The following is a 19,287-nucleotide window of genomic DNA, read 5'->3' on the forward strand; positions in this document are numbered from 1 at the left end:
GACAGTGGACCGGAAGGGCGCTATTGCGCTTGTTTCAAACTCGGCGCACGCGAAAATGCGCAAAAATCGGAAGTATGCATGCTTGGTATATTGAGAAGCGCGGCGGGCACCTGGGTCGCGAAGGCGTTGCTGTCCTTGCTGGTGGTTAGTTTCCTCGCCTGGGGCGCCACCACGCGCATGGTGGGCGGCGTGCTGGGAGGCCATCACGCGGTGATCACCGCCGGCGGCACGGAGGTCTCGATCAACGAGTACCGCCTCGCTTATGACCGCCAGCTCAGCCTTCTGTCGCAGCAATATGGCCAGCGCGTCACCCAGGAACAGGCCAAGCTGCTCGGTGTCGACAACCAGGTGCTGGCGCAGCTCGTTTCGGGCGCCGTGCTCGACGAGCAGGCGCGCAAGCTCGGGCTCGGCCTTTCCAAGGACCGGCTGGCCGAACTGACGCGTGAGGATCCGGCTTTCAAAGGGCCCAACGGCCAGTTCGATCGCCGGACCTTCGAATATCTCTTGCGCCAGCTGGGCATGCGGCCTGAAGACTATCTCAAGAACCGTGCGCAGGTGGCCGTGCGTCAGCAGATCGTCGAGGCAATTTCCGACGGACTCAAGGTTCCGCAGACCTTCCTGAAGGCGGTCTCGCTCTATCGCGGCGAGGATCGCACCATCGACTATCTCGTGCTGCCGAAGACGCTGGCGCAGCCGATCGAGGCGCCGTCCGACAGCGCCCTCAACGCCTATTTCGACGCCAACAAGAAGAACTACGCCGCGCCGGAATACCGCAAGTTCTCCTACGTCCGGCTGGAGCCGCAGGACATCATGGATCCGTCCGCGGTGAGCGACCAGCAGGTAAAGGACGATTACAACAAGAACATCGCGCGCTACACGACGCCCGAGATGCGCACCATCGAGCAGCTGGTGTTCAAGACGCCGGATGCGGCCAAGGCGGCCTACGATTCGCTGAAGGCAGGCGCCACTTTCGACAAGCTCGTCACCGCCGAAGGAAAGACGCAGGCCGACACGGTGCTCGGCACGCTGGCCAAGGACAAGATCGCCGACAAGGCGGTCGCCGATGCGGCTTTCTCGCTCAATGCCAACGAGGTGAGCCACGTCGTCCAGGGCGCCTTCGGTCCGGTGCTCCTGCGCGTCACCGAGATCAAGCCGCAGGTGGTGAAGCCGCTTTCGGAAGTGTCGGACCAGATCCGCAAGGACCTGGCGCTCGGCGAAGCAAGCCGCATCCTGCTCGACGTGCATGACAGCTATGAGGACACCCGCGCATCGGGCGCCTCGCTTGCCCAGGCCGCCGACAAGCTGAAGCTCAAGGTCGTCACCGTCGACGCCATCGACCGTACCGGCCAGCGGCCGGACGGCACCATCGTCAACGACCTGCCGGAATCGGCGGAGCTGATCAAGTCTGTGTTCGCGGCGGAGCCCAATACCGAGAACGAGGGCCTGACTACCGCTGACAATGGCTTCGTCTTCTACGAAGTGCAGTCGATCACGCCGGCGCGCGACCGCACGCTGGACGAAGTCCGCAAGAAGGTCGCGGCCGACTGGACGGAGGCCGAGACCGACAAGCGGCTCGACGCGAAGGCTCAGGAACTGGAAAAACGCCTCAAGGCCGGCACCACGCTCGACGTCATCGCCGGCGAGCTTAAGCTCGACAAACAGACCAAGCGCGGCCTGAAGCGCGAAGCCGACGATGCCGATTTCGGCAAGGAAGGCGCCGCGGCTATGTTTGGCGTCGGCGAAGGCGGCACCGGTTTGATCCCCTCGCCCACCGGCGACGGCCAGATCCTGTTCAAGGTCGCCGAGGTCTTCGAGCCGGCAGGCGCCGATGGCAGCGCGGTGCCGGACGACGCGCAGAAATCCTTCGGCGCCGGCATGTCCGACGACCTGCTCGACCAGCTGGTGGCGCAGTTGCAGTCGCAATATGGCGTTCGCATCGATCCGAACGCCGTTTCGCAAGCACAGACACGATGAGCGCTCTGAAGACACACATAGCCAAGGTCGCCACCGGCACCGCGCTTTCCTTCGACGAAGCGCGCGAGGCGTTCGACATCATCATGTCGGGCGATGCGACGCCCGGCCAGATCGGCGGCTTCCTGATGGCGCTGCGCGTGCGCGGCGAGACGGTGGGCGAAATATCCGGCGCCGTCGCCACGATGCGCGCCAAGATGCTGAAGGTGGAGGCGCCGCAAGGCGCCATCGACATCGTCGGCACAGGCGGCGACAATTCGCATTCGGTCAACATCTCGACCGCTTCGGCCTTCGTCATTGCCGCCGCCGGCGTGCCGGTCGCCAAGCATGGCAATCGCGGCCTGTCCTCGCTGACCGGCTCCGCCGATGTGCTGACGGCGCTGGGCGTCAAGATCGATATCTCGCCTGAAATGATCGGCCGCTGCATCCACGAGGCCGGCGTCGGCTTCATGTTCGCGCCGGCGCATCATCCCGCGATGAAGCATGTCGGGCCGACCCGCGTCGAGCTCGGCACGCGCACCATTTTCAACCTGCTCGGGCCGCTGTCGAACCCTGCCGGCGTCAGCCGCCAGATGGTCGGCGTCTTCCTGCCTGAGTGGATCATGCCGGTGGCCGAGACGTTGAAGGCACTGGGCGCCGACCACGCCTGGGTCGTCCATGGCGACGGCTATGACGAGATCACCACGACGGGCGAGACCCAGGTTGCCGAGCTTGCCGGCGGCGAGATCCGCAGCTTCGCCCTGACGCCGGAAGCCGTCGGACTGAAGCGGCACACAAAGGAAGAGCTTCGCGGCGGCGACGCGGCCTACAATGCCAAGGAACTGCGCGATATGCTCAGCGGCGTCGCCGGCGCCTATCGCGATACGGTGCTGATGAATGCCGGCGCCGGGCTGGTCGTGGCCGGCAAGGTGACGACGCTGGCCGACGGCATTGCGGCGGCGGCGCAAGCGATCGATAGCGGCCGCGCGCTTGGCGTGCTCGATAAGCTGATCGAGATTTCGAACGGATAAGGCCCTTGTCGGACATCCTGCGCAAGATCGAAGCCTATAAGCGCGACGAGATCGCCGCGGCGAAGCTCGCCGCGCCGCTGGCCGAAATCAAGATGAAGGCCAGGGACGCCGAGCCGCCACGCGGCTTCCTCGCGGCGCTGGAAGCCAAGCGCCGGGAGGGCGGTTTCGCGCTGATCGCCGAAATCAAGAAGGCCAGCCCTTCAAAGGGCCTGATCCGCGCCGATTTCGATCCGCCGGCGCTGGCCAGGGCCTATCAGAAAGGTGGCGCGGCCTGCCTTTCGGTGCTGACCGACGCGCCGTCCTTCCAGGGCGCGCCGGAATTCCTGACGGCGGCGCGGGCAGCGGTACGCCTGCCGGCCCTGCGCAAGGATTTTCTGTTCGATCCCTATCAGGTATTCGAAGCGCGCGCCTGGGGCGCAGACGCGATCCTGATCATCATGGCGAGCGTCGACGACGCGCTGGCCAGGGACCTTGAAGCGACCGCCTTCGAACTCGGCATGGACGCGCTGGTCGAGGTGCATGACGAAAAGGAAATGGAGCGGGCGCTTCGCCTCTCGTCACGGCTGATCGGCATCAACAACCGCGATTTGCGGACCTTCGTGACCAGCCTCGATGTTTCGGAGCGGCTGGCGGCCATGGTGCCGGCGGACCGGCTGCTGGTCAGCGAAAGCGGTATCTTCACGCATCAGGACTGCCGCCGGCTGGAGAAGAGCAAGATCGCCACTTTCCTGGTCGGCGAGAGCCTGATGCGGCAGGCCGATGTGGCTGCCGCGACCGAGCTTCTGCTGACGGGCAAGGCGCCGGCCGAGGCCGTTTGAGGATGCCTGCCCTCACCCATCTTGGCGCAAAGGGCGAAGCCAACATGGTCGATGTCGGCGACAAGGCCGAGACGACGCGCACGGCGATCGCCGAAGGTTTTGTCTCGATGCGGTCCGAAACGCTGGAGATAATTCTCGCCGGCGACGCCAAGAAGGGCGATGTGCTGGGCACGGCCCGTATCGCCGGCATCATGGCCGCGAAGAAGACGCATGAGCTGATCCCGCTCTGTCATCCGCTGCTTCTGACAAAACTTGCCGTCGAGATCGAGCCCGACCGTTCGCTGCCCGGCCTCAGGGTCACCGCGCTTGCCCGCGTCACCGGCAAGACCGGCGTCGAGATGGAGGCGCTGACCGCCGCTTCGGTTGCCTGCCTCACCATCTACGACATGGCCAAGGCGGCGGACCGCGGCATGGTCATTTCCGGCATCCGGCTGGTCGAGAAGACCGGCGGCAAGTCCGGCGACTACAAGGTGGATGCCTGATGGCTTTGGTCCCGGTCGCCGAGGCGCTCGAACGCCTGCTCGATGGCGCAGCACCTTTGCCTGGCGAAAGCATTCCGCTCGCCGAAGCGGCTGGGCGGGTTCTGGCGGAACCGGTTGTGGCGCTGCGCACGCAGCCGCCGTTCAATGCCTCCGCTATGGACGGCTACGCCGTTCGTTTCGCCGATGTCGCTTCGGCGCCGGCTGAGCTCGAGGTCATGGGCATGGCGCCTGCCGGACGCGGCTTCTCCGGAACCGTCGGAAAAGGCCAGGCCGTGCGCATCTTTACCGGCGCGCCGCTGCCTGAAGGTGCCGACACCATTGTCATCCAGGAAAACGTCCGCGATCTCGGCAACCGCCGGATCGAGGTGATGGAGCCGACCGCGGAAGGACGCAATGTCCGTCGCCGCGGGCTCGACTTCGGCCAGGGCGACGTGCTGCTCGAAAAGGGCCGCGTGCTCGATGCCGCGGCCCTTTCGCTGGCGGCCTCGGCCAACCACCCGGCCTTGAGCGTCGTGCGCCGGCCGCTGGTTGCGATCATCGCCACCGGCGACGAACTGTTGCCGCCGGGCAGCACGCTTGGCCCCGACCAGATCATTTCGTCGAATGCCTACGGCGTTGCCGCCGCCGCCCAGTCGGTCGAGGCGCGCGCGCTCGACCTCGGCATCGCCGCCGACCGGAAAGAGGCGATCGCCGCGCTGGTCAGGAAAGCAGTCGAGGCAAAAGCTGATGTCATCGTCACGCTCGGCGGGGCTTCCGTCGGCGACCACGACCTGATCCATGATGTGCTGACCGGCGAAGGCATGAAGCTCGACTTCTGGAAGGTCGCCATGCGCCCCGGCAAGCCGCTGATGTTTGGCCGGCTTGGCAATGTCCGTTGCATCGGCTTGCCTGGCAATCCGGTGGCAAGCATCGTCTGCTCGCAACTTTTCCTGAAGCCGCTGCTTGCCAGGCTCGGCGGCCGCGATCACCGGCAGGACGTGCGAACGGCCAGGCTGGGCGCCGCGATGCAGGCCAACGATCTCAGGCAGGACTACGTGCGCGCCGTCGTGCGCGAGGACGCCGGCACCCTGGTCGCGACTCCTTTCGGCATCCAGGACTCCTCGATGCTCAGGATGCTCGCCGATGCCAACGGCCTGATCGTGCGCCAGCCCTTCGCGCCTGCCGCGGAAGCCGGCGCCGAATGCAGCGTGCTGATGCTGCGCTAATACGTCGACGCAGTCGATCGTTGATACGTCAGCGAAGCCGATCGTTCACACGTCGACGCAGTCGATCGTTCACACGTCGGCGAAGCGATCGTTGATCCATCGACGCAGTGGATCGTAGTTCTACTCGTCGACCAGCGTACGGGTCAGGGGATGATCCGGATCGGCGAGCCCATCCACAACATCGAAATGATGCCGGTCCGGCTCGACCACTGAACGGGTTGCAGCGCCGAGCCCGGTCCAGATGTTGGCGAGCAACGCGCTCTGTCGCAGGAATTCGGAGCGCTCGCCGCCGCCGACCCAACAGGTGATGCGGGTTCCTTGCATGGGCCGAAGCAATGCGGGGCTTTCGCTCAATGCTTCCCGCTCGTCGATGTTCAAGGTCTCGTTCAGCGCGGTGAACATCAGCGGCCGAAGGTCGTGCAGACCTGAAATCGAAACGACCTGGCGTATGCGTCGCGCCACATCGGATGACAGCGGCGAGGCCGCGGTCACCATGCGGCTGGCGAGATGTCCGCCGGCCGAGTGCCCGGTCAGCATCAGCGGACCATCGATCATCGCTGCCGCCCTCTCGATCGCGGCCGCAACCTCGTTGACGATGCCACTGATCCCGGTCCGCGGGCAAAGCGTGTAGGAGGGCATGGCGACGGCAAAACCGCGGCCGACAGCACCTCCAGCCAGATGCGACCAGGAGGTCTTGTGCGACTCCATCCAGTAGCCGCCGTGGATGAACGCGACGAGCCCCTTTGGCGCGGTGGTCGGGAGAAACAGATCGAACCGGTTGCGCGGCGCTTCGCCATACATGATGTCGAGCCGCGCCCTGCCTTCTGCCACCAGCTTGTCGCGGAATTGCTGAGCCGGGCCATCCCAGGCCGCCGGCCAGCGGTCGCCACCCGCGATGTTCGCGCCATTGGCATAGGCATTGTTCCAATCCGCGATGCGATGTTCGACCAACCGTGCCTCCCAAGACGCGCAGCTTCATCCAGCAATGGCCGGCTGCAGGGATCACGTCAATGCTCCGGAACCAAAACATTTTAGGCTTGAGACAAATTTGGGCCGGTGCGATCCTGCCTTACGAACGGCCGACGACAGGAGGTCTGCCGAACGCCCAAGCCCGCCCACGCTCGCCCCAAGGCGGTGTCACGAAGGTACGGCCGGGTACGGCAAACCTCCTTGGGCAAAGCAGGGAGGATGACGGCTACATGCTTGGACCTTCAGCGCATACCGACACGTTCACGCGCGATCACCTGCCGCCGCCCGAGCAGTGGCCGGATTTCCTTCTGGATGGGTTCGACTATCCCGAGCGTCTCAACGCCGGCGTCGAACTGACCGACAGGCTGGTCGAGAAAGGTTTCGGCGATCGCACCGCGCTCATCGGCAATGGCCGCCGCCGCACCTATAAGGAATTGTCCGACTGGACGAGCCGCCTGGCGCATGCGCTGGTCGAAAACTATGGCGTGAGGCCGGGCAACCGGGTGCTTATCCGTTCGGCGAACAATCCCGCCATGGTTGCCTGCTGGCTGGCCGCCACCAAGGTCGGCGCCGTCGTCGTCAACACCATGCCGATGCTGCGCGCCGGCGAACTGGCCAAGATCGTCGACAAGGCCGAGATCGGCATCGCGCTTTGCGACACGCGGCTGATGGACGAGATGACGGCCTGCGCCAAGGAGAGCGCCTTCCTCAAGCAGGTCATCGGCTTCGACGGCACCGCCAACCATGACGCGGAGCTCGATCGCGCCGCGCTCGACAAGCCCGTGACCTTCAAGGCGGTCGACACCGGCTGCGACGACGTGGCGTTGCTTGGCTTCACTTCAGGCACGACCGGCGTGCCGAAGGCGACCATGCATTTCCACCGCGACCTGATGATCATCGCCGACGCCTACGCCCGCGAGATCCTCCAGGTGACGCCCGACGACGTCTTTGTCGGTTCCCCTCCATTGGCCTTTACCTTCGGCCTTGGCGGGCTTGCCATTTTCCCGCTCCGCGTCGGCGCGGCGGCGACATTGCTGGAGCAGGCGACGCCGCCCAACATGATCCACATCATCGAGACCTACAGGGCGACCATCTCCTTCACGGCGCCGACGGCCTACAGGGCGATGCTCAAGGCCATGGACGAAGGCGCTGACCTGTCTTCGCTGCGCGTCGCCGTGTCTGCCGGCGAAACGTTGCCCGCTCCCGTCTTCGAAGAGTGGACGCGAAAGACCGGCAAGCCGATTCTGGACGGCATCGGCGCCACCGAGATGCTGCATATCTTCATCTCCAATCGCTTCGACGACATGAAGCCCGCATCGACCGGCAAGCCGGTGGGCGGCTACGAGGCGCGCATCGTCGACGAGGAGATGCGCGAGTTGCCGCATGGCGCGACGGGAAGGCTGGCGGTGCGTGGGCCGACAGGCTGCCGCTACATGGCCGACGATCGCCAGAAGGACTATGTGCGGGATGGCTGGAACCTGACGGGCGACACCTTCGTGCAGGACGAAGACGGCTTCTTCCATTTCGCCGCCCGCTCCGATGACATGATCGTCAGCGCCGGCTACAACATTGCCGGGCCGGAAGTCGAGGCCGCGCTACTGTCGCATCCGGATGTCGCGGAATGCGCCGTCATCGGCGCCGAGGACGCCGAACGCGGCCAGATCGTCGAGGCGCATGTCGTGCTGGCGCCGGGCGCGGCGCCGGATGCCGCGACGGTCAAGCGTCTGCAGGATCACGTCAAGGCAACGATCGCGCCCTACAAATACCCGCGCTCGGTGAAGTTCATCGCCGCCTTGCCCAAGACCCAGACCGGCAAGATCCAGCGCTTCCGCCTGCGCGCCGAAAAGCCCCATTGAGCGAGAAAGCCCGATTCAGGTGACGGCCTCCTTGACCGCGAAGCGCGCTTCCCGCCAGACGCCGGTGCGCAGGATGTCTTCCAGCACTTCGACGGCCTCCCAGACATCCCGATAGCCGACATAGAGCGGTGTGAAGCCGAAGCGGATGGTGTATGGCGCGCGGAAATCGCCGATCACGCCGCGCTCGATCAGGGCGCGCATCACCTGGTAACCGTGCGGATGGGCGAACGACACCTGGCTGCCACGCTCGGCGCCATCGCGCGGGCTTTCCAGTTCGAGGCCGAAGGCGCCGCATCGGGCTTCGACAAGCCGGATGAACAAGTCCGTCAGGGCGATGCTTTTGTCGCGCACGGCATTCATGTCGACCTTGTCCCAGAGGTCCAGCGCTCCCTTCAGCGCCCGCATCGACAGCACCGGCTGCGTTCCGCACAGGAACCGGCGGATGCCCGTGCCCATGGCGTAGCCCTGCTCGAACGCGAAAGGCCGGGCGTGCCCCCACCAGCCGCTGAGCGGCTGGCGAATGTCGCCGTGGTGGCGATTCGCGGCGTAGATGAAGGCGGGCGCGCCCGGGCCGCCATTGAGATACTTATAAGTGCAGCCGACAGCGAAGTCGGCACTCGAACCATCAAGATCCACCGGCAACGCGCCTGCAGTATGGCAGAGGTCCCAAACGATCAGCGCGCCGGCTTCGTGGGCCTTGCGCGTCAAGGCCGCCATGTCGCGCAACCGGCCGGACTTGTAGTTGACGTGGTTGACTAGGATGACCGCGACTTGGCTGTCGATCAGCTCCTCGATCGTCGGGGCGTCGACACCTTCGAGCCGCAGCACCGTGCCGGGGCGCGTGGAGGCCACGCCCTCCGCCATGTAGAGATCGGTCGGAAAACTGTCGCCCTCGGCAACGATCACGGATCGGTCGGGCCGCATCGCCAGCGCCGCATGCAGGACCTTGTAGATGTTGATCGAGGTCGTATCGCAAACGACGGTCTGTCCGGCCGCCGCGCCGATCAGCCGCCCGAGCCGGTCGCCCAGTTCGACCGGCATTTGGAACCAGCCCGCGGTATTCCAGGCGCGGATAAGATCATGCGCCCATTCGCGCGTTGCCGCTTTCTCGATCTCGTCGAAAACCTCGGAGGACGCCGCACCCAGCGAGTTGCCGTCGAGATAGATCACCCCTTCCGGCAGGATGAAGCGATCGCGCAGGGCGCGCAGCGGATCCGCGGCATCCATCGCCTCGACTTCAGCACGGCCAGGAATTCCCCTCATCGCGTTACCGCCTCCATCTCGACCCAGCGCCGCTCGCAAATCGCCAGACGGCCAACGGCGGTTGTCTCACCCCAGTCGGCGTCGGGGCAAGAACCTTTCGTCCTGTGTTAGATGGTCCATAGACCGCGAGAACAGAGAACCGGCAAATCGCCGAAGTTGGCATTTTGGGTTCGTTTCGTTCACGGTGCAGCATGCGCAAAGGGTGGTCCACGCGGTCCGACCCGCGCTTTCGTGATGGCGCTGCCTGCTGTTTCAACTTAGGCAGTGCTGCAAAATCGAGCGGAATCAATGCCACCGCCCTACTGGCGGCGGCTGGCGTCCTCGAATGCAACATTGTTTCGGCAGCCTTAAGAAATTCATTAAACTTTAAACGGTTGCGGAACACAACTGGAACAGATAGTGTTTGTTCTGGGTTTGTTTTTCCGATTCTGGTTTCAGAACCCGTGGGGGCCGCCAATGCTGACGCGCAAACAACATGAACTCCTGATGTTCATCCATGAACGCCTCAAGGAGAGCGGGATCCCTCCATCCTTCGACGAGATGAAGGAGGCGCTGGACCTTGCCTCGAAGTCCGGCATCCACCGGCTGATCACGGCGCTGGAAGAGCGTGGCTTCATTCGCCGGCTGCCGAACCGGGCGCGCGCCCTCGAAGTCTTGCGCCTGCCCGACTCGATCGCGCCTGGCCTGAATGCCGCGAAGAAGTTCTCGCCAAGCGTCATCCAAGGCGGCCAAGGCAATCTCAACCGCCAAGTCAAGCCGGCAGCGCCTTCGCGCACGCCGACACCCAGCAATGACGACGACGCTGTTTCGGCCGTATCCATTCCGGTAATGGGCCGCATTGCCGCCGGCGTGCCGATCGACGCCATCCAGCACCAGACGCACTCGATCTCGGTGCCGCCGGACATGATCATGGGCGGCGAGCACTATGCGCTGGAGGTCAAGGGCGACTCGATGATAGAGGCCGGTATCTTCGACGGCGACACCGTCATCATCCGCAACGCCAATACGGCAAGCCCGGGCGAGATCGTGGTGGCGCTGGTCGACGACGAGGAAGCGACCTTGAAGCGGTTTCGCCGCAAGGGTGCCTCGATCGCGCTCGAGGCCGCCAATCCGGCCTATGAGACCCGGATCTTTGGACCGGATCGGGTCAAGGTTCAGGGCAAGCTCGTCGGACTTATCCGTCGCTACTGAGCAGGACCGCGCGGCGGTCTTCGCCGGAAATGCGTGACATCTATTCTGTCGGCTGCGGCGCGGCCGCCGGCTTTTCCGGTCGTTGATAGGGCGGCAGCCCCCTCGCCTCGCGTGTGTATTTCCGCTGCTCGTGCCAGGGACGATATGGTTCGTCGACCGCGTAGCGAACGGTTGGCCGGGCGGTCGCCGATTGCGGATCGAAGAAGATGGCGGCGCTGCCGTCGCGCGCCAGCTGCCGCTTGGTGACGACAAGCACGCGCGGATCGCGGCATGGGTTGTAGGCCGTTGCATCGTTGATGACGATGAGATCTGCGAACCCGCAGGCCGGTCGGGCGCTGCCGCGGTTCTCGGCAAGCGCGACGATGGCGCCGGAAGGATGCCGGCCGATGCAGAGGTCTCCGGTGCAGTAGAAGGGCGAGCCAAGCGGCAGGTCGACGGGATCGGCGATGTCGAGGGCGTCCTTGGCGAACGTCTCCGGCGGCACGATATCCTCGGCTTTCAGCGCTCGTTTCCAGTTGTCGGTGGTGAACTCGTTGGAGCGCGCGCGGTTGATCGCAAGCTCGCCGCCTCCGATCGGCATCGCCACCAGATGCGCGTCCTCCGAGACAAGCACATCCGGCGTGCGGACATGGGGAATGGCCAGCAGCGCCGCGAGCGCGAAGGGTACCGCGGCACAAGCCTGAGCCACGTGGTCGCCATCGTTGCGATGACAAGCGCGACCGTCGCCAGCAGCACCGACTGGATCGAGATCAGCCCGACGGCGTCGACCGGTGAGCGCTCGGATATCCACGCCGAAATAGCGATCATCGCCATCAGGCCCTTGCCCATGACAAAGAGGAAGGGACCGTCGAAGCCGAAGGGCATGGCCAGCGCGCTCAACACGGCGAACGGCATGACGATCAGCGAGACGATCGGCATGACCGCCAGATTGGCCAGCAGGCTGAGCGGCGACACGCGCTGAAAATGCCAGATCGCAAACAGCAACGTCGCGCTGCCCGCGATGAGCGACGTCACGGCGGCGCCACCCACTCCTATAGCCAGTTTTCGCGATACGAAGCCGAGAAACGAACGCTTTGCCGGCGCGGTCGTTTTGCCGGCGCGATAGTCGGCAAAGCCGGCATAGGCGCCAACGAGAGCCGCGGTGGCGGCGAAGGACATCTGAAAGCTCGGGCCGACCACTTCGTGCGGCGAGACCAGGATGACGGCGATGGCAGAGATCGCCAGGTTGCGCATGGTCAGCGCCGCGCGGTCGAAAAGCACGGCGACCAGCATCACGGCCAGCATGATGAAGCTTCGCTCGGCCGCGACCACGATGCCGGAGATCACCAGATAGGCGGCAATCGAGGCCAGCGCGATTGCAGCGGCATATTTCTTCACCGGTCGGCGTGACGAGAAATCCGGAAACAGCGCGAAGGCGCCGCGCAAAAGGACCATGATCGTGCCCGCGACAAGTGCCATGTGCAGGCCGGAGATCGAGATGATGTGGTAGATGCCGGTGCGCCGCATCGACTCGTTGATCGCTTCCGGAATGCCGGCGCGCACGCCGACGATCAGCGCCGCCGCGATCTCGCCTTCGGACCCGCCGATGGCGCTCCTGATATGGTCGGCAATGCCTTCGCGCGCGTTTTCGACAGCCGATGCGACGCGCGCTCCGAATGGCGCTTCTGCCGGGGCAATCAGCTTTGGATCGCCCAGGAAAAAGCCGCTGCCACCGATGCCGGCAAAGTAGCTGTCGAAGGAAAAGTCATAGCTGTCCGGCCGAACCGGGCCTGTCGGCGGCAGCAGCTTGGCATAGCCGGTCAGCATCGACCCGGCGATCATCTCTGGCGGGATTCTGCGTGCCGACAGCCTGACGCGGTTCGGCGCATAGCGCAGCTTGGGATGCTGCGTGGAAATCAGATCGATTGTCAGCCGGATGCGGCCGTTGGCCATCGCCTCGGCGGTGACGAGGCGCCCCGTCAGCCGCGTCTGGATTTCGGAACCCAGCATCGGGGTCGCCATCCGCAAGGTCTCCACCTTGGCCGCGAGAAAGCCCAAGGCGCAGAAAAACGCCGCCATGAAGACAAGGTGCGTTCTGTGCCGGGAACGCGAAACCGCCGCGCAGACAGCCACCAGGGCCACCGCCGCGAGCGGCCTGTAGAGATCGGGCTCAGTGTTCAGCGAGAAGTAGTAGATGACGCCGGCTGCCAGGAACACCGGCACCAGCAGGAAGCCGATGCCGCGGTCGAGCTCGGTGGCCGCCGCGGTGCCGACGCTTCGGTGGAGTGCAGGAAGCGAGGCGCGGCCAAGCTGTTTGCGGATCCGGCCGATGGTGGCTGTTGGCGAGACCGGCTGTATCCCGCCGTCACCGGACGGCAGAAGCTCGACTGGTGCACGCGGCTCCGGAAGCAAAACCGGCGCTATCTCTTCGGGCGCGGCATGGGCAAACATCAGGCGTTCGCTGACGCCAGCTGTCGTTCCCCCGCCCTCCTCCGCGCCCCGGCCACATCCAGCCATCGGGTCTGCCCCTTGCGCCCCAGACCGCCTATGCTACATGAACGCCGGTCGCGTGGAAGTCTGCGCGACACATGCATTTTTCAGTGCTTCCTCGAGAGTTCCATGTCCGACAAGGTCGTCACCCGCTTTGCCCCCTCGCCCACAGGCTACCTGCACATTGGTGGGGCGCGCACGGCGCTGTTCAACTGGCTCTATGCCAGGCACACCGGCGGCACGATGCTGCTGCGCATCGAGGATACCGATCGCGAGCGCTCCACCGAAGCCGCCACGGCCGCCATTCTCGACGGGCTGACCTGGCTTGGCCTCTCCTGGGACGGCGACGCCGTCTCGCAGTTCCAGCGCGCGCCGCGTCATCGCGAGGTGGCCGAGGAACTCGTGCGCATGGGCAAGGCCTATTACGCCTATGAGACGCCGGCCGAGCTCGAGGCAATGCGCGAGGCGGCCCGCGCCAAGGGCTTGCCGCCGCGTTACAACGGCCAGTGGCGCGACCGTGACCCGTCCGAGGCGCCGGCAGGCGTCAAGGGTGCGATCCGCATCAAGGCGCCGACCGAAGGTGTGACGATCGTCAACGACCGCGTGCAGGGCGAAGTGCGCTTCCCGAACAAGGATCTCGACGACTTCATCATCCTGCGTTCCGACGGCGTCCCGACCTACATGCATGCCGTCGTCGTCGACGATCACGACATGGGCGTCACCCACATTATCCGCGGCGACGACCACCTGACCAATGCCGCGCGCCAGACGGTGATCTACAACGCCATGGGCTGGGACGTGCCGTCGATGTCGCACATCCCGCTGATCCACGGCGCCGACGGCGCCAAGCTGTCGAAGCGGCACGGCGCCCTCGGCGTCGAGGTCTATCGCGCCATGGGCTATCTGCCCGAGGCTTTGCTCAACTATCTGGCCAGGCTCGGCTGGAGCCATGGCGACGACGAGGTGATGTCGGTCAAGGACATGGTCGCCTGGTTCGACATCGGCGACGTCAACAAGGGCGCGGCACGCTTCGACTTCGCCAAGCTCGAGGCGCTGAACGGCGTCCATATGCGCAAGATGGATGACCAGGCCCTGTTCGACATCTTCGTCGCCACCTTGCCCTATCTCGAAGGCGGGCCGGCGCTCGCGGCCAAGCTCGACGGCGGGCGCAAGGCGCAACTGCTTGCCGCCATGCCCGGCCTCAAGGAGCGGGCAAAAACCCTCGTGGAACTGGTCGACGGCGCGGCGTTCCTGTTCGCCGAACGGCCATTGCCGCTCGACGAGAAGGCGGCGGGCCTGCTCAACGCGGATGCGCGCGCGATCCTGCGCGGCGCGCATGGCGCATTGTCAGCCATCGAAGGCGACTGGAGCGCTGCCTCGGCCGAGGCTTCGATCCGCGACTTTGCGCTGGCCGGCGGGCATAAGCTCGGCGCCGTGGCACAGCCGCTCCGCGCCGCGCTTACTGGCCGCAGCACCTCGCCCGGCGTGTTCGACGTGCTTGCCGTGCTGGGCCGCCAGGAAAGCCTGGCGAGGATTGGAGATCAAATCGATTAGGAGCGAACTGGCCTAAGAAGATTGGCATTGAAAGGTGCGTTTCGCAGTGCAACATTAGGCCTTGGCCCAATCTGGCACGCACCTCCTAAAATGCGATTGGCAAGTTCGCGCATTCCGGTGATTTCGACGTGTCGTTTGCAGGAATTGCCTTGCCGGCATGAGGAAACATAAAGGAGTTTGGGAATGAGCGAAGCTGCGACAAAACTGGAACCGAGCGGCAAGGCGCATGAGTCGACCGCCAGGCTCGAACTCGCCGGCAAGACCCATGAATTCAAGGTGCGAAGCGGGTCGACCGGGCCTGACGTGATCGATATCGGCGCGCTCTACAGCACGACCGGCGCCTTCACCTACGACCCCGGCTTCACCTCCACGGCAAGCTGCGAATCGGCGATCACCTTCATCGACGGCGATGCCGGCATCCTGCTGCATCGCGGCTATCCGATCGACCAGCTTGCCGAACATGGCGACTTCCTCGAGGTCTGCTACCTCCTGCTCTACGGTGAACTCCCGACCAAGGCGCAGAAGGAAGACTTCGACTATCGTGTGACGCGCCACACCATGGTGCATGAGCAGATGTCGCGCTTCTTCACCGGCTTCCGCCGCGACGCGCATCCGATGGCTGTGATGTGCGGCGTGGTCGGCGCGCTATCGGCCTTCTATCACGACTCGACCGACATCTCGGATCCCTACCAGCGCATGGTCGCCTCGATGCGCCTGATCGCCAAGATGCCGACCATCGCGGCGATGGCCTACAAGTACCATATCGGCCAGCCCTTCATTTATCCGAAGAACGAGCTGAACTTCGCCGCCAACTTCCTGCACATGTGCTTTGCGGTGCCTTGCGAGGAATACAAGATCAATCCGGTGCTGGCGCGCGCCATGGAGCGCATCTTCATCCTCCACGCCGACCACGAGCAGAACGCCTCGACCTCGACCGTCCGTCTTGCCGGCTCGTCAGGTGCTAATCCCTTCGCCTGCATCGCCGCCGGCATCGCTTGCCTGTGGGGCCCGGCGCATGGCGGCGCCAACGAAGCGGCGCTCAACATGCTGGGCGAGATCGGCCATGTCGATCACATTCCGGAGTTCATCGCTCGCGCCAAGGACAAGAACGACCCGTTTCGGCTGATGGGCTTCGGCCATCGCGTCTACAAGAACTACGATCCGCGCGCCAAGATCATGCAGAAGACCGCGCATGAGGTGCTGGGCGAGCTCGGTATCAAGGACGATCCGCTGCTCGACATCGCAATGGAGCTGGAGAAGATCGCGCTGACCGATGAATACTTCATCGCCAAGAAGCTCTATCCGAATGTTGATTTCTATTCCGGCATCACACTGAAGGCGCTCGGCTTCCCCACCACCATGTTCACCGTGCTGTTCGCGGTCGCTCGCACCGTCGGCTGGATCGCCCAGTGGAAGGAAATGATCGAGGATCCGCACCAGAAGATCGGTCGCCCGCGCCAGCTTTACACCGGCGCCACGGAACGCGATTATGTGCCGATTGCCAAAAGGTAGGAATTAGTGAGTAGGCAGTAGGCAATAGGAAATGACACCTACTGCCTACTGCCTACTGCCTACTGCCTACTGCCTACTGCCTACTGCCTTCCTGATACACCCCATCACCACCTCCGCGGCGATCTCGCCGGAGGGCCGCTCGGTCGCCATGCGCCGGGCGATCTCGGCAAAGCCGGCCTTTTGCCAGGCGCGCATGCCGGTGTCGGCAAACAGGGCTTCCAGCTGCCGGGCCAGATTCTCCGGCCTGATATACTGATCATAAAACTCCGGAACGAGAGCACGATCGGCAATCAGGTTGGGCAGCAGGGCCGACCAGACGGTCACCAGACGCGGCACAAGGAGGTGCGCAATCGGATCGAGCTTGTAGCAGGACACCATCGGCACGCCGGACAGAGCCAGTTCGAGCGACACCGTCCCCGAGGCGATGAGGGCGGCATCCGCCTTGCCGAAAGCCTGCCATTTGCGCTCGGGATCGAGGATGATCTCCGGCTTGTCGTCCCAGCTTGCGATCGATGTCCTGACCAGATCGGCGACATGCGGCACGGTGGGCAACAACAGGCGCAAGCGATGTCCGCGTTGGTGCAGGATCGACATCGTCTTGCCGAACGGCTCGATCAGCCGGCGCACTTCACCCTGTCGCGAGCCCGGCAGCACGAGCAGCGTCTTTACACGGTCATTGGAAAGGTCTCGCGACAGGCTTTGCGCCTTGGCGGCGCCAAGCGCGAAAGGGTCCTTCGCCAGGCGATGCCCGACATAGGTGCCGGGTGGCCCGCCGAGACGAGCGAGCGCCTTCACCTCGAATGGCAGGATGCATAATATGTGGTCGACATAGGGCTTCATCGCCGCCGCCCTGCCCGGCCGCCAAGCCCAGACGCTCGGGCAGACATAATGGACAATGGGGATCGCCGGATCGGCGGCGCGCACTTTCCTGGCCACGCGTAGCGAGAAGGCCGGGCTGTCAATGGTTACGAGACAATCGGGTTTCTCAGCCGCGATCGCGCTCGCGGTCTGTCCGATTCGCCTGACCAGGCGCGGCAGATCGCGCAGCACGTCGCTGAACCCCATCAGCGCGATTTCACTGCCGTCGAACAAAGATGCCAGTCCGCGTGCCTGCAGATGACGGCCGCCGATGCCTACAAGCCTGATGTCGCGGCCTGTCGTCCGTTTCAGCGCCTCGACGATGTCGGCGCCGAGCAGGTCGCCCGATTCCTCGCCGGCGACGATCGCGATCTTGAGCGGCTTGTCAGAGACCATTAGCCGGCTCCCCATTTGCCGGCTGCATTGCGGGCAGACCGATGACAAACAGGCCGAGCGCATTGGCGCGCGCCAGCGTTTCGGGCCCTTCGAGAATAAGCGAACGGCCGGCCTCGACGGCTATGCCGGCAAGGCCTGCCGCATGCGCAGCCTCGACCGTCTGCGGGCCGATGGTTGGCAGGTCGGCGCGCAATTCCTGGCCGGGCTTGGCGCATTTGACCAGCACGCCGCGCGCCTTGCCGGCCAGCCTGCCGTGGCCGCGCAGCTCGCGCATTCTGTCGAGCAGGCCGGCGGTGCCTTCAATGCCTTCCAGCGCGACGGCTCGGCCTCCAATCGCAATCGCTGCCTGGCCGATATCGAGCGCACCGATGGCCTTCGCCGCCTTATGGGCGGCCTCGATGTCGCGCCAGTCAGACCGGTTTGGCTCGGCCGTCGTCAACGAGCCTTCGCTAGCCGTCAGTTCCGGAACGACCTCGTGCGCGCCAACGACCTTGACGCCTCGCTTTTCGAGCGCCTGGGTCAACATCTTCAGCAGGCCATCGTCACCGCGTCGCAAAGCTCTGACCACGGCGGGAATTATCGCCAGCAGACCAAATGTCGGCTTTATCCTGCTCAGCCGCGGCCGTCGCTTGATCTCGCCGGCAAGGACAAGGTGCGTGATGCCCCGCCGCTTCAGCAACGGAAACAGCAGCCCGATGTCTTCCAGCGCGAGTTTTTCCTGATCGTAGGCCGCGAAGTCCGCCTCGCGGTCGACCTCACCGGCGGCGATGATGATGAAGGGCACAAACCCGTGCTTGACCAGGCCATCCGCGACTTCGACGGGCAGGCTGCCACCGCCGGCAATGATGCCGACCCTGGAGCCAGGCGCGAGTACAAGGCCTGCCTTGGCCGGCTCAGCCCTCGTCATCGCCATTGTCATCGTCACCCTTGAGTGACGGCACGGCAAAGTGCCGTTTGCCGCGACTGGTGATGAAATCGATGATCTTCATGGCCGTTGGCGACCCGGCGAACTCCGCCTTGGCGAGCTCGACATTCTCGCCGACGGTGCGGGAACGATCGAAGATCGTCCTATAGGCCTTGCGCAGCAGGTAGATCTCGGAACGCGGCAGACCGGCGCGTTTGAGGCCAATGATGTTCAAGCCGCGCAGGCTGGCGCGGTTGCCAACGGCAATGGCGTAGGGGATGACATCGCCGACAACCGCCGAGCAGCCGCCGATGAAGGCGTTGTCGCCGACGCGCACGAACTGGTGAACGGCGGTCAGGCCGCCGATATAGACATTGTCGCCGATCTCGCAATGGCCGCCCAGCGTCGCGCCGTTGGCGAAGGTGGCGTTCTTGCCGACGACGCAATCATGGGCGATGTGGGCGTAGGCGAGGAAGTTGCCGTTGTCGCCGACAGTTGTCTCGCCACGGCTGGTGTCGGTGCCGACATGCATCGTGACGCCTTCACGGATGGTGCAGTTCTCACCGATGACCAGAGTGGTGCGTCCGCCCTTGTGCTTGGTGTTCTGCGGCGGCGCGCCGAGCGTCGCCATCGGATAGACCTTCGTCCCGGCCCCGATGGTCGTGGCGCCCATCACCGATACATGGCTGGCCAGTTCGACGCGATCGCCGACGATCGAATCGGCGCTGATATGGCAGAAGGGCCCGATGCGGACGCCTTCACCGAGCCGGGCTCCTTCTTCGACGACCGAGGAAGGATGGATGGATGTCTCGACTTTCATGAGCATTTC

The 19,287-nt window shown here is 64.7% G+C and carries 14 protein-coding genes and 1 pseudogene; 9 read left to right on the top strand and 6 right to left on the bottom strand.

Translation table 11 applies throughout. The features are described from left to right. Positions 1-78: 78 nt before the first annotated feature. Genes AC0YKC_RS28500 through AC0YKC_RS28520 form a run of 5 tightly spaced genes read left to right on the top strand, consistent with a single transcriptional unit; the run spans position 79 to position 5,486 of the window. Positions 79-1,974 (top strand): peptidylprolyl isomerase, encoded by a 1,896-nt coding sequence (locus AC0YKC_RS28500; RefSeq protein WP_488513493.1) that lies wholly within the window; start codon positions 79-81, stop codon positions 1,972-1,974. Further along, positions 1,971-2,981 carry an anthranilate phosphoribosyltransferase gene (gene trpD / locus AC0YKC_RS28505; RefSeq protein ID WP_488513494.1) on the top strand — a complete coding sequence of 337 codons (1,011 nt, stop codon included), beginning with the start codon at positions 1,971-1,973 and terminating at the stop codon, positions 2,979-2,981. The genes AC0YKC_RS28500 and trpD overlap by 4 nt, the downstream gene beginning before the upstream one ends. Positions 2,982-2,986: 5 nt before the next feature. Continuing rightward, the gene (gene trpC / locus AC0YKC_RS28510) at positions 2,987-3,799 is read left to right on the top strand and encodes an indole-3-glycerol phosphate synthase TrpC (RefSeq protein ID WP_488513495.1); all 813 of its coding nucleotides are present in this window, start codon (positions 2,987-2,989) and stop codon (positions 3,797-3,799) included. 2 nt (positions 3,800-3,801) lie between these two features. Continuing rightward, the gene (moaC, locus tag AC0YKC_RS28515) at positions 3,802-4,281 is read left to right on the top strand and encodes a cyclic pyranopterin monophosphate synthase MoaC (protein WP_320295683.1); all 480 of its coding nucleotides are present in this window, start codon (positions 3,802-3,804) and stop codon (positions 4,279-4,281) included. Then, positions 4,281-5,486, top strand: a complete 1,206-nt coding sequence (locus tag AC0YKC_RS28520; RefSeq protein WP_488513496.1) for a molybdopterin molybdotransferase MoeA — start codon at positions 4,281-4,283, stop codon at positions 5,484-5,486. Before moaC ends, AC0YKC_RS28520 begins: the two co-directional genes overlap by 1 nt. Positions 5,487-5,606: 120 nt before the next feature. Here AC0YKC_RS28520 and AC0YKC_RS28525 read toward each other — a convergent pair whose 3' ends face one another. Further along, positions 5,607-6,437, bottom strand: coding sequence for an alpha/beta hydrolase (locus tag AC0YKC_RS28525; protein ID WP_320295685.1), 831 nt, complete (start codon positions 6,435-6,437; stop codon positions 5,607-5,609). A 248-nt stretch (positions 6,438-6,685) separates the two neighbouring features. Here AC0YKC_RS28525 and AC0YKC_RS28530 point away from each other — a divergent pair, with 248 nt between their 5' ends. Next, positions 6,686-8,311: a benzoate-CoA ligase family protein gene (locus AC0YKC_RS28530; RefSeq protein ID WP_488513497.1), complete on the top strand. Its 1,626-nt coding sequence runs from the start codon at positions 6,686-6,688 to the stop codon at positions 8,309-8,311. A gap of 15 nt (positions 8,312-8,326) precedes the next feature. Here AC0YKC_RS28530 and kynU read toward each other — a convergent pair whose 3' ends face one another. Further along, the gene (gene kynU, locus AC0YKC_RS28535) at positions 8,327-9,574 is read right to left on the bottom strand and encodes a kynureninase (RefSeq protein ID WP_488513498.1); all 1,248 of its coding nucleotides are present in this window, start codon (positions 9,572-9,574) and stop codon (positions 8,327-8,329) included. A gap of 456 nt (positions 9,575-10,030) precedes the next feature. On the opposite strand from kynU, the gene lexA reads away from it, so the two are divergent. Then, a complete protein-coding gene (gene lexA / locus AC0YKC_RS28540) occupies positions 10,031-10,765 on the top strand; it encodes a transcriptional repressor LexA (protein WP_320295688.1) in 735 nt (244 codons plus the stop codon). Positions 10,766-10,805: 40 nt separating this feature from the next. On the opposite strand, the pseudogene AC0YKC_RS28545 reads toward lexA, so the two are convergent. Next, positions 10,806-13,261: pseudogene (locus tag AC0YKC_RS28545) on the bottom strand (ComEC/Rec2 family competence protein). A 102-nt stretch (positions 13,262-13,363) separates the two neighbouring features. On the opposite strand from AC0YKC_RS28545, the gene gltX reads away from it, so the two are divergent. Continuing rightward, entirely contained in the window at positions 13,364-14,788 is a 1,425-nt protein-coding gene (gene gltX, locus AC0YKC_RS28550) for a glutamate--tRNA ligase (protein WP_488513499.1), read from the top strand. 183 nt (positions 14,789-14,971) lie between these two features. Continuing rightward, positions 14,972-16,300 carry a citrate synthase gene (gene gltA / locus AC0YKC_RS28555; protein ID WP_320295691.1) on the top strand — a complete coding sequence of 443 codons (1,329 nt, stop codon included), beginning with the start codon at positions 14,972-14,974 and terminating at the stop codon, positions 16,298-16,300. A gap of 66 nt (positions 16,301-16,366) precedes the next feature. On the opposite strand, the gene lpxB is transcribed toward gltA, so the two are convergent. The 3 genes from lpxB to lpxA are packed head-to-tail and all read right to left on the bottom strand — an operon-like array spanning position 16,367 to position 19,278. Then, positions 16,367-17,554, bottom strand: a complete 1,188-nt coding sequence (gene lpxB, locus AC0YKC_RS28560) for a lipid-A-disaccharide synthase (protein ID WP_488513500.1) — start codon at positions 17,552-17,554, stop codon at positions 16,367-16,369. Then, positions 17,544-18,461, bottom strand: a complete 918-nt coding sequence (locus tag AC0YKC_RS28565; RefSeq protein ID WP_488513501.1) for an LpxI family protein — start codon at positions 18,459-18,461, stop codon at positions 17,544-17,546. Before AC0YKC_RS28565 ends, lpxB begins: the two co-directional genes overlap by 11 nt. After that, the gene (gene lpxA / locus AC0YKC_RS28570; protein ID WP_488513502.1) at positions 18,448-19,278 is read right to left on the bottom strand and encodes an acyl-ACP--UDP-N-acetylglucosamine O-acyltransferase; all 831 of its coding nucleotides are present in this window, start codon (positions 19,276-19,278) and stop codon (positions 18,448-18,450) included. The genes AC0YKC_RS28565 and lpxA overlap by 14 nt, the downstream gene beginning before the upstream one ends. Between the last annotated feature and the right edge of the window lie 9 nt (positions 19,279-19,287).

Source organism: Mesorhizobium sp. CNPSo 4661 (genome assembly GCF_057784215.1).

What these genes read in the sequence shown, in the direction of transcription:
- AC0YKC_RS28500 (WP_488513493.1), top strand. Translation starts at nt 79, where the DNA reads ATGCTTGGTATATTGAGAAGCGCGGCGGGCACCTGGGTCGCGAAGGCG.
- trpD (WP_488513494.1), top strand. Translation starts at nt 1,971, where the DNA reads ATGAGCGCTCTGAAGACACACATAGCCAAGGTCGCCACCGGCACCGCG.
- moaC (WP_320295683.1), top strand. Translation starts at nt 3,802, where the DNA reads ATGCCTGCCCTCACCCATCTTGGCGCAAAGGGCGAAGCCAACATGGTC.
- AC0YKC_RS28520 (WP_488513496.1), top strand. Translation starts at nt 4,281, where the DNA reads ATGGCTTTGGTCCCGGTCGCCGAGGCGCTCGAACGCCTGCTCGATGGC.
- AC0YKC_RS28530 (WP_488513497.1), top strand. Translation starts at nt 6,686, where the DNA reads ATGCTTGGACCTTCAGCGCATACCGACACGTTCACGCGCGATCACCTG.
- kynU (WP_488513498.1), bottom strand. Translation starts at nt 9,574, where the DNA reads ATGAGGGGAATTCCTGGCCGTGCTGAAGTCGAGGCGATGGATGCCGCG.
- lexA (WP_320295688.1), top strand. Translation starts at nt 10,031, where the DNA reads ATGCTGACGCGCAAACAACATGAACTCCTGATGTTCATCCATGAACGC.
- gltX (WP_488513499.1), top strand. Translation starts at nt 13,364, where the DNA reads ATGTCCGACAAGGTCGTCACCCGCTTTGCCCCCTCGCCCACAGGCTAC.
- gltA (WP_320295691.1), top strand. Translation starts at nt 14,972, where the DNA reads ATGAGCGAAGCTGCGACAAAACTGGAACCGAGCGGCAAGGCGCATGAG.
- lpxB (WP_488513500.1), bottom strand. Translation starts at nt 17,554, where the DNA reads ATGGTCTCTGACAAGCCGCTCAAGATCGCGATCGTCGCCGGCGAGGAA.
- AC0YKC_RS28565 (WP_488513501.1), bottom strand. Translation starts at nt 18,461, where the DNA reads ATGACGAGGGCTGAGCCGGCCAAGGCAGGCCTTGTACTCGCGCCTGGC.
- lpxA (WP_488513502.1), bottom strand. Translation starts at nt 19,278, where the DNA reads ATGAAAGTCGAGACATCCATCCATCCTTCCTCGGTCGTCGAAGAAGGA.